The organism is Geobacillus sp. E263, from assembly GCF_007197795.1.
Classification (GTDB): domain Bacteria; phylum Bacillota; class Bacilli; order Bacillales; family Anoxybacillaceae; genus Parageobacillus_B; species Parageobacillus_B toebii.
In genome coordinates, this window is record NZ_CP041632.1 from 360,502 (window position 1) to 376,297 (window position 15,796).

General features: G+C 39.5%; 13 protein-coding genes. 10 read left to right on the top strand and 3 right to left on the bottom strand.

All coding sequences use genetic code 11. The features are described from left to right. Positions 1-22 precede the first annotated feature (22 nt). Positions 23-1,300, bottom strand: a complete 1,278-nt coding sequence (locus tag FNL97_RS01750; protein ID WP_143414912.1) for a hypothetical protein — start codon at positions 1,298-1,300, stop codon at positions 23-25. A 595-nt stretch (positions 1,301-1,895) separates the two neighbouring features. Here FNL97_RS01750 and FNL97_RS01755 point away from each other — a divergent pair. The 10 genes from FNL97_RS01755 to FNL97_RS01805 all read left to right on the top strand — a co-directional run bounded on the left by FNL97_RS01755 (position 1,896) and on the right by FNL97_RS01805 (position 12,438). Next, positions 1,896-2,309 carry a hypothetical protein gene (locus FNL97_RS01755; protein WP_143414913.1) on the top strand — a complete coding sequence of 138 codons (414 nt, stop codon included), beginning with the start codon at positions 1,896-1,898 and terminating at the stop codon, positions 2,307-2,309. Further along, the gene (locus FNL97_RS01760) at positions 2,293-3,087 is read left to right on the top strand and encodes an ImmA/IrrE family metallo-endopeptidase (RefSeq protein ID WP_143414914.1); all 795 of its coding nucleotides are present in this window, start codon (positions 2,293-2,295) and stop codon (positions 3,085-3,087) included. Before FNL97_RS01755 ends, FNL97_RS01760 begins: the two co-directional genes overlap by 17 nt. Continuing rightward, positions 3,084-3,980 carry a hypothetical protein gene (locus tag FNL97_RS01765; protein ID WP_143414915.1) on the top strand — a complete coding sequence of 299 codons (897 nt, stop codon included), beginning with the start codon at positions 3,084-3,086 and terminating at the stop codon, positions 3,978-3,980. The genes FNL97_RS01760 and FNL97_RS01765 overlap by 4 nt, the downstream gene beginning before the upstream one ends. Before the next feature lie 903 nt (positions 3,981-4,883). Then, on the top strand, positions 4,884-5,966 hold the full coding sequence (locus FNL97_RS01775) for an RNA-guided endonuclease InsQ/TnpB family protein (RefSeq protein WP_015863580.1): 1,083 nt from the start codon (positions 4,884-4,886) through the stop codon (positions 5,964-5,966). A gap of 89 nt (positions 5,967-6,055) precedes the next feature. Beyond that, on the top strand, positions 6,056-7,096 hold the full coding sequence (locus FNL97_RS01780; protein WP_286173449.1) for a polysaccharide deacetylase family protein: 1,041 nt from the start codon (positions 6,056-6,058) through the stop codon (positions 7,094-7,096). 853 nt (positions 7,097-7,949) lie between these two features. Continuing rightward, the gene (locus tag FNL97_RS01785) at positions 7,950-8,660 is read left to right on the top strand and encodes a trypsin-like peptidase domain-containing protein (RefSeq protein ID WP_286173450.1); all 711 of its coding nucleotides are present in this window, start codon (positions 7,950-7,952) and stop codon (positions 8,658-8,660) included. A gap of 60 nt (positions 8,661-8,720) precedes the next feature. After that, entirely contained in the window at positions 8,721-9,794 is a 1,074-nt protein-coding gene (locus tag FNL97_RS01790; protein WP_143414917.1) for an IS630 family transposase, read from the top strand. Positions 9,795-9,865: 71 nt separating this feature from the next. Beyond that, the gene (locus FNL97_RS01795; protein ID WP_286173452.1) at positions 9,866-10,453 is read left to right on the top strand and encodes a hypothetical protein; all 588 of its coding nucleotides are present in this window, start codon (positions 9,866-9,868) and stop codon (positions 10,451-10,453) included. Positions 10,454-11,042: 589 nt separating this feature from the next. Next, on the top strand, positions 11,043-12,113 hold the full coding sequence (locus FNL97_RS01800) for an S-layer homology domain-containing protein (RefSeq protein WP_286173453.1): 1,071 nt from the start codon (positions 11,043-11,045) through the stop codon (positions 12,111-12,113). 91 nt (positions 12,114-12,204) lie between these two features. Beyond that, positions 12,205-12,438: an S-layer homology domain-containing protein gene (locus tag FNL97_RS01805; protein ID WP_143414918.1), complete on the top strand. Its 234-nt coding sequence runs from the start codon at positions 12,205-12,207 to the stop codon at positions 12,436-12,438. A gap of 139 nt (positions 12,439-12,577) precedes the next feature. On the opposite strand, the gene FNL97_RS01810 is transcribed toward FNL97_RS01805, so the two are convergent. Beyond that, on the bottom strand, positions 12,578-14,308 hold the full coding sequence (locus tag FNL97_RS01810) for a DUF6020 family protein (protein WP_143414919.1): 1,731 nt from the start codon (positions 14,306-14,308) through the stop codon (positions 12,578-12,580). Positions 14,309-14,539: 231 nt separating this feature from the next. Beyond that, positions 14,540-15,751 (bottom strand): polysaccharide deacetylase family protein, encoded by a 1,212-nt coding sequence (locus FNL97_RS01815; protein WP_143414920.1) that lies wholly within the window; start codon positions 15,749-15,751, stop codon positions 14,540-14,542. Between the last annotated feature and the right edge of the window lie 45 nt (positions 15,752-15,796).

Consider the following 15,796-nt stretch of genomic DNA (forward strand, 5'->3'; position numbering starts at 1 on the left):
CGATGCACAAAGACCAAAATTCTTAACTTGATGGGTATGGGGAATTCTCCCACGTTCTTGCCGCTTCTTGGATTTTTTCCTTTATTGCATCAGTTAACTGCCCGGCACTGTCTAACTTTATTGCTTCTGTTTTTGGCCATTGGTAGCCAAAATATAATCCGGGGCATACATTTAAAGTCTGCCTTTCCGTTTTATCAAACAAATCAGCCAGTTTATGTTTATCATCTGGAGTCATCATATTTTGGCGAATGAGTTCATCGATGAATGACTGATACTCATCCATATTTGATTTATTAAGCTGTTTTATTTTTCTGACTTTCCAAAACTCTATATAATCCCTTATTCCTGCCCGGGTAGTTGGATAAAAAAGGTTGGTTCCTTGAAAAGCAAAATGAAAATTCGGTTCAAGACGCCACCCTTTATGTTCAAGAGCAAGCAGTTCATCTACATCAACACGATTAAAAAATGTTCTCGCTTGATTCATCGTATCTCCTGCGTAAAATTCTAATTCAATCGTCCATTCTCCGTCATTTTTAATATTCGGGGCCACAGCAATTTGTTTCACTGGGCCATAGTCGACTAAAATATAATTTTTCCATGATTTATGATAGTCAATGGGACCAAGGTTTAACTCTGCCATAATGGAAATACACCGTTGTTTAAGTAAATATTCGTTATCCTTACAAACGGATAAGGTAGTATAAGGGTTTAAAAACTCAAAGTTTTTATCTATAAAACGAAGAAAGTCACTCAGCAAAACGGCTTCAGCGCCGGTTACTAAATCTTTTTCTAATAAACGATTAATTCTTTCAATAATACTCCTCCAACTTAAACATATCGGTGTTTCTTCTATAACGATCTGTGTATCTGCCGGAAGGCTGGGATTTAATTGTTCCACCCGTACTTGATTTTTATTCGGCTTGTTTTCAATGATGAAAATAAAATCAGGTTTATAGTAAATGACCCCGTCATAAACGGCATCTCTTTCCGAGTTATGTACTTTGTGATCTGTAATAAATTCATCATCTGATATAAGAATAGATATTAATTTCCCGCTATCTTGGCTTATTTTCTTCACTTGCGTTTCAATTCTCTCGATTCTGTGCTCTGTATTTACCAATGAAGGGACAATATTTCCAGGATTTACATTTTTCTCAAACATTTTCTCCCTTATCATCTCAATAAACATATGCTGGATAAATGGCACCATCTTCAAAATAACTAAAAATGCTCTAGTTAACTGGTCTTCATGATGTGCATCTTTGCGTTCATAGGGGAAAAAGTAATTTAAATGGTCCATTTATGAATGCTCCTTTCCCGCATTATCGTATTATGTAATAAATTCGATGAAAACGAAAAAATCCCTTTGCCATTGCGGAAGCATACTTCTTGCTGATTATTACTGGGAGATCATTGAAGAAGAGTGTTTCTGGCATGTAAAAAATGAATGAAATGGAAATGATGGTGTGTTTATTTTCGGATAAGAGAGTTTCTTGAATGGTCCGGACATAAAGCTTCCAGCTGTTGTGGCACTTCATTGATTTTTTATTCCGTCGGAGAAAAGCAAGCAACAAAGCAGGAGTTTGCGTTTTTCTTAGTCTATCTCCTTCCTCTAAGGAGTGAACGTTTGTGGGCACGGCGTCGGCGAAGCCATATAAAATAAATTATGTGTGAAAATAATGGCAGAAATTTTACTTATTAGCTAAAAAGTTATAAGGGAAGGGCGCAACATATAGCAATATATTCCTCTTTTTAAGGAAAAAATGAGTTTTATCAAGAACTTTTTTAATAATTTTTTGCATAAAATAATCATATATTCCGTTTTTTGAGGAAAATATATGGGAAATCAACACATTTTTATTTATAATTTATTGTAGATACGGAGGTGAAAATGTATGGTAAATACAAACAAAATTGTAGGTCAGAATGTCAAAAAATATATAGAAAGTAAAGGTATTAAACATTCATGGGTGATGGAACGCACTGGTATTAAGAAGACAGCTTATTATAATTTCTTAAAAGGTGAAGGAAATGTGGAAGAGTATGTTGCAAAGATCAATAAGTTATTCCGCATTAAAGATCCGTTCTTTTTTTACAAGGCAGATATGGAATTCAAAGAAAAAACGTTTGAACGCAGCCGATCTGATTCATTTATGAATCATGTGGCACTTTCGTTTCACGGTACAGTGGACGAAGAATTAAAAAAAGGCATGCATCTTTTTAGTGAATTTGTTGAACTGATCGATGTTTTAAAATCAGTCACAAATTCGGAAAATCCAAGGGGGCAGTCCATTGATTACAAAAGATAATCTTGAAATGATTCTAGAGCATAACAAAACATATTTGCCGAAAATGAAAAAGGCAATGGACCGTATTTACTCCCTCGGAGATCCTCTTGCACATGTAAAGCCTCTTGATTTTATAAAAACCTATCTTTACGAGCATGCAAATGTATTGCAGTTTCCGATTCAAAATGCTGACTATGGGGGGCTTGTGTATTACTATAACGGTGATTATTATGTCCATATTAATACCGCACAGCCGAGAATATATGAAAATTTCATGTGGGCGCACGAGTTTTATCATTTCTTTTTTGACAGAGATAAAATTAAGAACCCTGACCAAAATTTTATCATGATTGATCATATTTATGATGAAAAGGAGCGGCTTCCTAATCTCTTCGCTTCCGAATTTTTAATTAATGACTTTGTGTTAGAAAGAAGTTTCAAATTTTTAGAAACTGCTCATACGAAACAATCTCTTCCGGAAAAAATTATACGATTAATCAGTATCTTCCAGATCCCGTATAAAGCGTTAGTTGTGAAACTTGCTCAAAACGAATTGATCACGATTAACGAAGCGAAAAGTGCATTGGACTATGATTATAGAAATCGTATTCCTCATGATATAGACAAATCATTTTTCGAGCCTAGTTATACAATAAATATCAGAGGGTTTGATGAATTGTATGAAAAAGCAAAAGGGTTGATGTATGAGGAGGATCTTCAATCGATTAAAAAATCTTATGATAAGCTATATGAACAAGTGTTGGTGTCAGTACATGATCAAAGGAGGACTAAAGGATGAAGGTCCTCGATTCTCCTGTTTTAGAATCGGTTCGTCCGTTTATTTCAGATAATACGGAGCAATTGTACCAGTCACTAAACGAACATCAAGCATTTTATATGTTCGATAATATGATTTTAACGAAATTAAGAAAACAAATATCCAATTTGCCGCTTTTGCTGCAGGCGTTTCATCAGTCTCCGATTTTTCTTATTCCTGATGTAGTGTTAGAAGAGTCTTTTAGGAATATTCCCACAAAGGAACGGTATAACGATTATTACTTTGAGCTTTTCAAACAATTATCGGCGAAGAAACAGCTATACATTATATCGATGGAAACCATTTATCAATTATTAGCAAAAGGAATGACGAAAAAGCAATACATATTTGATGCGATGAAACAACTAGCTTTGGAAGCTTTCAGAGTAAATAGAGATATTATTAACAATTTGGAACGATGTGAATTATCTTCTTTTTCGGATCTTCCGAAATTGAGACAAATCATTTTACATAACGGAAATAATGCAGGAGAGCGCTTTATTTGTTTTTTCGCATTATTGCTTGTTCACCAGTACTACGGTCCTGCCTATATATGTAGTGATGACGGCAAAGGTGTATATACGATGTATAGTACTTTTGTCAATAACGAAAGTTTATTTCGAATGTTAGATGTCGATGATTTTTTGATGTTGAAAGAGCAATACATCCTGCTATCTTATGACTGTATTCTACAATTATCCATTAAAAACACGGGATTAAGTTCAAAAGAAATCTATGCTTTCGTGCAGAGTAGCGGTCGAAACGAGTCAAGGAAGGTCCTTTATTCGTTAGATGGACAGTCATTCCATACAGAAATTAAAAATGCAAATTTCGCCAAATGGATAGAAGAAGGAAAAATAGAGATTTTCTTTTAATTCTGTTGTCAATCATGAAATCTTTAAAATGAATTTTAGAGTGGGATTCATTTTATCATCGGCTTTAACACGGGTAAATGAGGTTTCTTCATTAAGAAATAAACGACATCTAAAGATAAAGATGTTCAAGTGATCATTCGGGAGGACAAGCGGAATAAGTTTGCAACTGTAATACTGGTTCAAAATTCAAAAGTCATACTGCTTCATTATTTCGACAAGCAGTATAACGGAGCGATGAGACGAGAGGATATTGAGCCTGCCGAATCAGCATATGAAAGTTATTGCGCTTTTGATCCTTGTCTTTATTAATTAATCGGGAGCATTCCTGTTAGAAGCTTTTTGGGAACTTGAATAAAAAAGCCCTCTTGGTATGATTCGGGGGTGTCAATCGCACGAATTGACCCCTAATTTGGATACCAAGGAGGACTATACATGCATTCTATCTCAAACAAGAAGATTAATCAAGTCACCGATCGGTGCAATAGCAAGTCCGAAGTCTGCAACAATGCGGATGTCCGGCTTTTTTGTGGTTATGTACCTGTGTCATCGTCCGAAATTTGTCCTCGAAAACTTATCGTAACTCTTAAACTTCTAAATTATATATCCTCCATAGTCTTCCATAATTTATAATAAATACGAAATATAGAAAGAGAGGAAATGGTAATATATGAGGTTGGTTTTGTTTACTTTTTTATTGTTCATTTCTTTTTTTAGTGTTTCCAACCATTTCGTTAAAGCTGACAAGCTTAATACATATATTAAAGCCACTAAAAATCACGAGAACATCCGCCGGAAGCCCACTGCTTTAGCTGTAGGAGGAAGGCGGGGTTTATATTTTCAGTATATATTGAATTTTTCGTTCAATATAAGTACACTGGATTTAGAAAGGTAGGTGAATCAAGAATGCTCTGCACTCTCAAGATTAAATTAATGCCAACTCTTGAACAGTTTCATGCGCTGCTGGAAACAATGAAACGGTTTAACCAAGCATGCAACTATATTAGCGAGATTGCTTTTCGCTCCAGAACCTTTTCCAAAACGAAAATCCAGCGGCTTTGCTACTATGACGTCAGGGAAAAATTTGGCCTCTCTGCCCAAATGACCGTTCGTGCCATCGGCAAAGTGTCGGAAAGCTATCGTTTGGATAAAAAAACCTTGCATAACTTTAAAGAAACCGGTGCCATCGTGTATGATGAAAGAATCCTGTCCTTTAAAGGGTTAGAGTATGCTTCCATCCTTACCTTGCAAGGAAGAATGGAAATCCCTATGGTCATTAGCCGCTACCATCAAGGTTTGCTGTGTGGCAACCGTGTTCGGGGTCAAGCCGATTTAGTCCTTCAAAACGGTATTTTTTATTTACTGCTCGTGGTGGACGTTCCCGAAGGCCAGCCCAATTCCGAAAACGGATTTATCGGTGTGGACCTTGGCATCATTAATATCGCCGTCGATAGCACCGGTGAGGTATTTTCCGGCTCGAAGGTCAACGGGCTGCGCCGCCGCCATGCGAAACTTCGCGCCAAACTCCAAAAGAAAGGCACCAAGTCAGCGAAACGCCTGCTTAAAAAGCGTTCCAAGAAGGAAAAACTATTTGCCCGTGATGTGAACCACTGCATTAGCAAGAAGATTGTTGAAAAGGCAAAGGCACTCGGATGCGGCATTGCCCTTGAAGATTTAAAGGGCATCCGCCAACGCACCGAGAAAACGGTTAAAAAGCAACAGCGTCGTCAACACTCTTCTTGGTCTTTTTATCAGTTGAGAAAGTTTATTGAGTATAAAGCGGCGATCGCTGGCGTGCCGGTGGTATTGGTTCATCCAAAAAATACTTCCCGCACCTGTCCGGTTTGCGGACATGTGGCCAAAGAAAACAGACCGTCAAGGGATCAGTTTTGTTGTCGAGCTTGTGGGTACGCTGCCCCTGCCGACAACGTGGCTGCGGAAAACATCCGCAGGGCTGCTGTCAACCAGCCGAACGCGGCAGCCAATTAGGCTAGTTGCAAGCCCACGGCTTTAGCCGTTGGGTAGTTGACGTTCCACTATTTGATAACAGCACCGGTTCATTGGTAGAAGTCGGTTATATGGAAAAAGGAGATATGTTAAAAGTTTATAAAGATCAAGGAAAAAACTGGTGGCAAATTAAATTCGGTAATAGTTATGCCTATGTTTATAAAGGTAATGTCGAATCGTTTAAGGCGAAAGCGATTAGGGGAGAGAATACAAGCAATTTAAAGAATTCAAACAACACGATTTTATTAATGGAGAATCAGCGAATCTATGATAATAGTACAGGAAAGTTGATTCCGTTTGTTACGATTAAAGGGAATATGCGTTATCCAATCATTCGTAAACTTAGAAATTGGTATCAAATTGATGTTGGTGGTCGGATTGGATACATCCATCATTCAAAGGCTAGTTGGGACCATGGAGTTCCTGTATTAATGTACCATCATATTTTGAAAAAATCCGAAAACAAAAACTATCGTGATGTATCAACGACAATTTCAGATAGTCAATTTAATGAGCAAATGGATTGGTTAAAAGAAAACGGATATGAAACGATTACATTGCAACGTTTAGAACAGTATGTGCGGGGAAAGGCAAATATTCCTGCCAAAGCGGTCGTCATTACCTTTGATGATGGGTTGAAAACAAGTTTCATATATGCTTATCCAAAATTAAAAAAGTATGGATTCAAAGCGGTCAATTTTATCATAACGAGTAGAATACCGAAAGAACCACAAAAGTTCAATCCAGATAGCTTGCAGTTTTTGAGTCAATCTGAAATGGATGCAATGAGCGATGTATTTACTTTTGGATCCCATACACATCGTTTGCATAATTTAACTGGAAGGAAGAGCGATGTTCTTATTAAGCCTTACAATATGGTAAAAGAAGACATTAAACGGAGTAAAGACATATTAGGCGCCCGGTATTTTGCCTATCCATTCGGTCAATATAACTCTAGTATTATTCGAATATTAAACGAACTGGATTTTAAACTGGCGGTGACGACAAAAGAGGGGAAAGTGCACATAGGAGATCCTTTGCTGGAGATAAAACGGTTAGGTGTATACCCGGAATATACGCTGAAGGACTTTGCGAAAATGGTTCAAAACTAACAGGGGTGCTCACTTCATTGGCACATCCAGAATGAGAATTTCCCGTTTCCATGGAGAGCATTCCTCTGCACCGTTTCCGCCATAGGTTTTTGTGAAAATTGGCTAACGCTCGAACATTCATTGGCATTGTTAGACGTCTTGTTCGTCAAGAAAGCATTCAAACAACCGCTATTTTCATAACGGCGAGACCTAGCTGTTCTTCTACTTGCATCTCGAGGATTGGATTTTAAGACTTGTTCCAGCAGCTTAGGTAATCCCCATCTTTGGCCAATAACCCGTACAAAAGTTTATCATTTAGGGTAATATGGTATGGAGCCATTGTTGCGTTCCTCCTTATGTTTGTCCATTGTTCGTTCTACCAAAGGGGAAGTAACATGGCTCTTTTTCTATTTCCTTTTTACACAATTATATGGACTTAACTTTATTGAGTGAAAGAGGACATTTATACAATTTAGTAAGCTGTGTATGTAGAATGGAAAGCATCATTTGCGGGCGGCCAAAAGGAATCAGGCGATTTAAGCCCTGGTTCCTTTTTCGTCTTTTCGTACATTCAACTTTTAAGAAGTCGATGTGTGTGTCATGTCGTCAATAACAGATGCATGAGCATTGTTCTAATTGTTGTATCAAGATCAATTTCATGGTGGTTTCAGATGGTTGGTTATCACTAAACGAAGAAGTTCTCATATTTTAGGATGGCTGCCATCCTAGATATGAGTAATAGGGATTTTAGCCTAGATAAAATAGCATTGGACATATTTGTTTATGGAAGAAAATCAAATATTTTGTTGAAATAGGTATATTTTACTAGTATGATAAAAAAGGAATAAAAGATAAAAAATGGGGGTTTTTTCACTTGTATTGCGTTAAGTGTGGAAGCAAAACGGAGCCTGGAGCAAAATTTTGCAGCAACTGTGGTGCTTCTGTGCGGTCTCGGTCTAATAAACTGTTAGTGATCACGGCTATATTGATGTTTGTCGTTTGTGTTAGTACTTGGACGGCACTTGTAAATCAATGGCGACATTATGAGAAAAAAACAGAGGAAGTCGCTAGCAAGCCAGTCGAGCAAGTAAAGCAGGAAGGAAAAACAACTGTGAAAAAACAGACCGCACCTGCCGCCAAAGCAAAAGTGACGAATACGAATAAAGACGTAAAGGAAATCATTGCCGAAGCGCAAGAAAAAGTATTTACCATTTATACTGACTATTCACAAGGATCAGGCTTCTTAATCAACAAGCAAGGAGATGTGTTAACGAACGCGCATGTGGTCGAAGGATCGATTGACGTCATTGTTCGTGATAAAAATGGAGAAGAATATCAAGGAAAAGTGATTGGTTACAGCAATGAAATCGATGTTGCCGTTATCCGCGTTCCCGCGCTAAAAAATAAAAATCCGCTTCTGTTGGAAACAAAAAGAAAAGCGCGGGTGGGCGAAGAAGTAATTACGCTCGGAAGTCCAATGGGATTGGAAAATACGGCGACGTTTGGGTATATTAGTGGCGTAGACCGCAATTTCGTTATCGAGCCGCATATATATAAATCCAGTTTGAAATTCCGACATGTTTAATCAACCTGCATCCTTGTCTATACTGCTCCTAAGTGAGTAAATCAAAGGAGCGGAAGAAGAATGAGGAAAAAAGGATTACAAATTACAAACGATCATGGTTGGACGATCGAACGTCTTCAAGAACAGGAACGCAAAATGAAAAAGGCGAACATGGCAAAACGAATTGCAGTCATTCGTCTGATTATGCAAGGCTATTTGGGGATCCAAGTCGCTGAGCTCTTGAATCTCCACCGTGAGACCGTTTCGATTTACGTGCAAAAGTTTAATCAAGGTGGGATGGATGCGCTATTAGAACGTCGATACGCCCCGGGCAGAAAGCCGTATCTATCTCCAGAAGAAGAACGGGAATTAAAAAAAATGCTGGAAGAAAGCACTCCTGCCGATGAAGGATACGGCATTGAAACGGGCTGGAATACCCGGATTATTCAACATGTGTTAGAAGAGAAATTTTCTGTCACCATGTCCCGTGGCGGTATTGGTGATATGCTTCATCGATGGGGATTTCGCTATACACGCCCTACGTATACCCTCAAACGGGCCAATCCACAAAAACAAAAAGAGTTTCAACAGGAGATGGAACTCATAAAAAAAAACTTGTCCGACAACATGGTCATCATCTATGAAGATGAAAGCCATATTCGGGATTACCAAACTCTACGGGCCACATGGAGTGTGAAAGGGCGTCAAAAACAAATCCCTACGTATGGACATCACGCAACCGTTAGCTTATTAGGCGGTGTGAATATCGAAACGGGTGAATTTCTCTGTATGGAAACCAATCAATGCAATGCACAGGCTTTTCTGCAATTTCTTCAATACACATTGGACCAGTATCCGGATAAACATGTCGTGATGGTCTTGGATAACGCAAAAATTCATCGCGCCAAAATTCTTCAGCCTTTTCTACATGAGCACGAAGAACGGTTGACTTTGATATTCTTACCTCCGTATTCACCGAATTTAAATTTGGTCGAACGGATTTGGGGATGGCTGAAAGAGAGCGTGATTGCCAATCGGTTTCATGCCAATCGAAAAGAGTTGCGGGAATCGATTGTTTCGTTCTTGGAGCATCTCACTCAATTTCCAGAAAAAGTGCTCCAACGCATTGGACAGATAGTTATGTCGGAAAATTAATCTGAATCTATATATATGAAGGCATTTACCAAATCTCTGCCCCGATTGCGCCGGGAAGCAGCGGCGGGCCGTTGCTTGAACGAAAAACAGGAAAAGTGTTGGCGATTAATTCGGCGCGCCACGCAACAGAGGCAAATATCGGTTTTAGTATCCCAATTTTTAAAATATATAGCCTTATACAGAAGTGGATTTCCACACCGCTCGCAGAAGATGAGATTTATGCAATGTTTTTTAACAGCGAAGGAGCGTATTTTTACCGGAACCTCGAGGGCGAAGGATATTTCGAGGGCGGCGATTACAGCGAAGAATATGATTCGTATGATGTTTGGAATTATGATGAACAACAGTCCGAAACGGAAAGCGAATATGAAAACTATGATGAAAGCAGCGTAACGGAAGAAAACGGGGAGGTTGGCGATTCCGTCGATGAGAGCGATGTTTCCGAAGATGAAAGCTTGAATGAGGAAGAAATTAACGATGTGCCGGCAGAGGAAGGGGCGAATCTGGAAGAAGAATCGCCTGATGGAGAACAACCGGCAGAGGGCTATGAAATAAATGGGGGCGACAGTTACGAAGGTGAGTCTGGTGAAGAAACGATAGATCCGTCAGCGGAAGATCAATTAACGGAGAATCCGCCAACGGACCAATCGACGAATTAACTGCGCTTTTCTGAGACGAGAGACTATTATGCTATGTTGCTTTTATATAGAGTATCATGTGGTTTACCATTTTTCAAAAGTTGTGTTCAGCGTCGTATCGAAGCTGTTCCTTGGAGAGGAAATTCTCCAAGGAACTTGTAATATATTGGAGTAGTTTGCAAACAAAAACTTAGCTACTGGAGCATCGGTTCGAATCATCTATATGCTCATTTTTTTTCATGAACTTTTCGGAGGTTTATTAGCATTGCACGATTTTTGTCGAAAGATTAGTCATTGAAATACAAAAAATGCAAGTATTACAATGACATTAGGAAATAAATGACATCAGAGGAGGTGTATAAATTCAACTTGATTTCTCAACATAGTAGATGTTTGTCACTTCTTTGTTTGAAAGCGCATCCTAAAAAATGATTTGGTCGAATTTTTTACCTGGATCTCTGTATAGTTGCCAAAATCTTGGTTATAGATTGAACTATGCGTCGAAGAAACTAGTTTGAAAGAAATAAAGTTTTAGTATGGGGGATTTACTACTGTTAATAAATTCAATGATTGAATAAATTTGTTGGCAAAAATGGGGGGAAGAGGATCGATGATGAAAAAATTGTATCGTTGCTTGACAGTCTTTTTATTGTTTAGTTTTATGTTTCTTCCTGCGGCAATGACAGAAGCAAAATCAAAATTTAAAGACGTTCCCAATGATTTTTGGGCAAGCGCAGAAATTGAGTTTTTGAGCAGCAAGGGAATTATTAAAGGGTTTCCTGATGGATCATTCCAGCCTAATCAGCCGGTGAAGCGCGTTCAGGCTGCAATTATGATTACGAGGGCATTAAGTTTAAACACTTCTAATCGGCCAAATCCGGGATTCAAAGATATAAAAAATTTAGATAAAGAAGCATATAATGCGATCGCTGCGGTTGTTGATGAAGGAATTTTTCCAAAAGGACAAACGTTTCGGCCTCATGAAGCGCTTTCTAGGGCGGATATGGCGATAGCGTTAGTGAAAGCATATGATTTGAAAGGAACATATCATAAGCCAATTACCGATGTTTCAAAAGAGCTTTATCCTTATGTTAGTGCGCTGGCGGCAAATGGCATTACGAAAATTTATCAGGATGGAACATTTAAGCCGAACGGTACGGTTACAAGAGCGCATTTTAGCGTGTTTTTTGCTCGTGCTTTAGAGCCATCGTTTAGAGTGCCTGTCAATTCGAAAGAAAATCCGGCAAAACTCGGGGAGCCTGTGGTTGTAGAAACCGATAATTGGCTATATGGGCGCCATAAATACGAAATAGAGTTAACCGATGTCATTACTGACGGTGAACAAGCGTGGCAAATGATTCAAGCCGCGAATATGTTTAATGAGGAGCTGCCAGCAGGGAAAAAATATATCCTTGCGAAGTTCCGGTTCCATTTGCTTGAGTTTACTGGAAAAACATTTTCTTCTTACGATTTAAATTCAGCAGCATTTGAAGCAGTGAGCAAGAACGGAGTAGTTTATGATATTCCTTTTGTCGTTGAGCCAGAGCCAAGACTGTCCGCAAATTTGTATAAAGGCGGGGAAGTGGAAGGATGGGTGGCTTTCTTAGTAAATGAGAATGATACCCCTCTCATTGTATGGCAGAGGGAATGGGATGATGAGCTTTGGTTTAGCCTAGAATAATGATCCTTTTATTGTTGATGTGAGGAACCAAGCCATGAAAGGGTTTGGTTCCTTTCTTTTCGTGCAGATCTAATCGATTGTATCCCGTGCGATGCAGTATGTTGGATATGACAAACAAAAACTGGATGCAGGAAAATCAATCCAAGAATATAAGGACTTGCATGCGATAGGTATTTGGGCTCGGGATGATGTGGAGTTATTGCTGCAGGCTGGCATTATGAAAGGACGAGAGACAGGACAATTTGCTCCGCGGGAACCTGCGAACCGTTCTCATATCGCGGCTATTTTAAACCGCTTCTTAGTATTTGTTGACTATATGAACTAATGGCGTACTGCTGTTAGCCGAAATGTGTTGTAGATCATTTTAAAAAGGAGAGTATCGTTCCGTGCCGATACTCTCCTTTTGGTTTCATCAAGTTCTCTTTGTTCTTCGAATTTCTTACGCATGCGAGTATTGTGCTAGTTTACTCTGTTTGGTTCGGCGTTTTACGGTATGAAATAAACGCGAATAAAAATGCGATAAAGAATACGAGTGAATTGGAATATAAGTAGCGAAAATCTTGCGCCGGCAAGGCGATAAATACCGTCCCCGCGTTGAGCAGCACGGCGATTGGCAAAAGCCAAGCTTTTCGATCGTTCCGCAAAAAGGCGACAAACGTAAACAACAGAATAGAGAACATATATACTGCCGGACGCCAAAGAAACGGTTTGCCCGTCGTTTCGGACCATTTTAAGTATGTACCTACCATATTGGTTATTGGCTGAGAAATCACTTCATTTTTTAACCCAAATTTGTTCCCGTAAAAAACGTTGGTAACGAACATGGATGTGTATCCATCGTTCGGCTCGTTCATTTGCCAGACGAGGGAAGTTTGCTTGATCATCGCCTCGATAACGAGTCTAGGATTTTGCAGACAAATTTCCCACCATGTTCGTAAATAGGTGGAAAGATGATCTGGAAAAATTGCTGTCTTATTATAGTAGCCAGAAAATTTAATCGGATCGGTCACGTAAGGATTGTAGAGTTTTTTCCATAAGTCTAATGACATAATTTTATTGATATATTCGGCTTGCTGTTCAGTCATTTTCCCGTTATGCGCGATTACGCGGGCGATTTGCTGGGTTGGAATGCTTAGCGCTTCGTTTGGGTCGGATGGCGTAACGTTCAAATAAGTAAATAAAGGTCCCGTTACGGCGTAATGGATGAACACGACAAGCGAAATGACAAGGAGCCACCGTTTCCATAGATGACGAAACACCGCGAGCAATATGATCAACGACGCCAAACAGACAACAAATCCGTTATGCCGAAAAAAGACAACTCCCAATGCTGTCATTGTAAAAAAGAGAAAAGATGGAAAGCGATTCAGACAGTTTCCGTTTGTCATGATCAGTTTGCATATCAGTGTAGTAAACAGCAAAATAAACGTGCTGTATAAAATGTCTTTCCAGACCGTGATGGAATAAATGCCGTTGACCGGACTGACGGCAAATAAAATGGAAACGGTCCAAACCGCCCATTTCGGCGCCCCTGCTTTTTCCAATTCGAATAGACAATAGCCAATAACAACCGAAATAATGATGATTTGCGCGATACCAATCGCGGCCGGAGAGTCCCATACTGCCGTTACCAGCATGATAAAAAATGTGTACATGACCGGATGCCAGTCATTGAATTTTCCAGTATGGGCTTGTTCCCACTGAAATATAGAATCCGCTGTCATTGCCCCAGGGAAAAAGGCAATGAGATAAAACGGCCAAACGATAAGCGAAGGCAAAGCGTAAACAAAGATGAGCACCCGCTTTTTGTCCGGATTAGGACGGTTAGGTTTTATCGATAGAATCAATGAAGCAGCAAATAGCACAATGATAGACGTACTAACATAAGTTCCGATATAAATAAGAAACTTTATAAACAGCGGCGAGTGCTGCAGATGCGTTTGTTCTCCTTTCATGCTGAGAACAGCAAAGAATGGAAATAATAGCATAAACAGCCCCGCTATCCATTGTTTTGAGCGAAAAAGGGATAAAAGGCGCGCTTTGTTTTGAAGCACTATATAATAAGCGGCAAATAGAAGGAAAAATAAGAAAACCCCTTCCGCAAAAATGTCCCGATGAATGGGAGAAAAAAATAAGATAGTACATATCGTGCTGATCAGCGCTGCGATGGCGCTAAAAATCCTATTTTGCAACATGGCATTCGCACTCTCCTTTTTCATAAAGCATTAGCATTATTATGTAAGCTATCTGCTGATGGCAATTGAAGAAAGGCGCGACATCTGTTCATTTTTCAGACAGATGAGTGGATAAGAATCATAAATACGCGTGGCGTGAAAAAATTCTATAGACAAGCATAACATAATAATAAGGAAGTGGAAAGAAAGAGGCAGAAAAGGAGGGCGCCGAATCGGTCCGCTCTCCTTATTTTATTCAACGAGGCGGATGATGCGTTTAAACTCCTCTAATGTCGTATCAGGACCGATACCGAGGCGTTTTAACTGATATGGATCGTCTCCTGGTTTTACTGTTCCGATTTTTGTCGTAAATGCCATGGTGAAGCCTGTTTGTTTCAAGATGTTAATCGTTTCTTGTTTGTATTGGCCAAATGGATAAGTGAAGTACTTCGTTCCGTTGAGAAGCTTTCGGCTTTGCAGGAGGTCGGTCTTTACGGTCTCACGCGGTTTTTTCACCAAATCCCCAATTCCATCCGTTCCTCGGTTATGAAGTGCGTGGGTATGGCTGGCGAATTCAAATACGTCACGCATCTGATTGATTTCCGCCCAACTGAGGAATTGAAGGATATCTGGGCGGAACGGCTGAGCAACGGCGGTATTTCGGCTCGTGATAAGGAACGCAACGGCATGGAAACGGTATTTCTTTAGCACCGGATAGGCATAAATATAATTCGTTTTTAATCCGTCATCGAAATGGATCATAATGCTTTTTGCGGGCAAGCTTTGTTTTCCGCGCAAGAATTGCTCGAGTTCTGGCAAGGTAATCGTATGATAGCCATGATCGCTCAGAAGTTTCATTTGTGCCGAGAATTGTTCATAGCTGACAACTGTTTTTTCGTTTTTGAACTTCACGTTTTCTTTTTCTTTTAGCAGATGGTGGTACACAATAACCGGCACTTCCGTTGCGAGGCCGGCTACGTTATTTTGATGGACATAGGCTAAGCGTCCGGCGAACATTATTTGATACCAAGGGCCTTCTATCTGCTGGACAGGCAAAGGCATGTTTTTATATACAGTGCCAATTGGCTCATCCAATGTTTTAGTTTTATAAACTGGTACGTCTGTTTTTGGGTAAACGATCTTTTTTGGCTTTGTCGAGCCATTCACAGCCGGCAAGGAAGCTCGGACTTCTTTGACGTGCTGTTTGTATAAGTAGTATGAATTGTTTCCGAGCTGAATGGTATACCAATTATTATTTATTTTCGTAGCGCGGAATAATTGATCTTTATAAAGCCGGCCGACTCGTTCGAATTTTCCGTTCACCTTTCGATGGAAGACTGCTTTGTCGTTTGTGGCGCTGATCACTTTGACAGAAGCGGCAAACACAGGCTTGTAGGTTAATAGAACTAAAAAAATAGAAAACATGAAGCTCATCGCTAATATACAATAATGTTTTTTACGCATTATTGCCCCCCCTTTTTTTGGTCTTTAGTCGCATTACAAAATTCA

What these genes read in the sequence shown, in the direction of transcription:
- FNL97_RS01755 (WP_143414913.1), top strand. Translation starts at nt 1,896, where the DNA reads ATGGTAAATACAAACAAAATTGTAGGTCAGAATGTCAAAAAATATATA.
- FNL97_RS01775 (WP_015863580.1), top strand. Translation starts at nt 4,884, where the DNA reads ATGCTCTGCACTCTCAAGATTAAATTAATGCCAACTCTTGAACAGTTT.
- FNL97_RS01800 (WP_286173453.1), top strand. Translation starts at nt 11,043, where the DNA reads ATGATGAAAAAATTGTATCGTTGCTTGACAGTCTTTTTATTGTTTAGT.
- FNL97_RS01780 (WP_286173449.1), top strand. Translation starts at nt 6,056, where the DNA reads ATGGAAAAAGGAGATATGTTAAAAGTTTATAAAGATCAAGGAAAAAAC.
- FNL97_RS01815 (WP_143414920.1), bottom strand. Translation starts at nt 15,751, where the DNA reads ATGCGTAAAAAACATTATTGTATATTAGCGATGAGCTTCATGTTTTCT.
- FNL97_RS01790 (WP_143414917.1), top strand. Translation starts at nt 8,721, where the DNA reads ATGAGGAAAAAAGGATTACAAATTACAAACGATCATGGTTGGACGATC.
- FNL97_RS01765 (WP_143414915.1), top strand. Translation starts at nt 3,084, where the DNA reads ATGAAGGTCCTCGATTCTCCTGTTTTAGAATCGGTTCGTCCGTTTATT.
- FNL97_RS01810 (WP_143414919.1), bottom strand. Translation starts at nt 14,308, where the DNA reads ATGTTGCAAAATAGGATTTTTAGCGCCATCGCAGCGCTGATCAGCACG.
- FNL97_RS01805 (WP_143414918.1), top strand. Translation starts at nt 12,205, where the DNA reads ATGCAGTATGTTGGATATGACAAACAAAAACTGGATGCAGGAAAATCA.
- FNL97_RS01750 (WP_143414912.1), bottom strand. Translation starts at nt 1,300, where the DNA reads ATGGACCATTTAAATTACTTTTTCCCCTATGAACGCAAAGATGCACAT.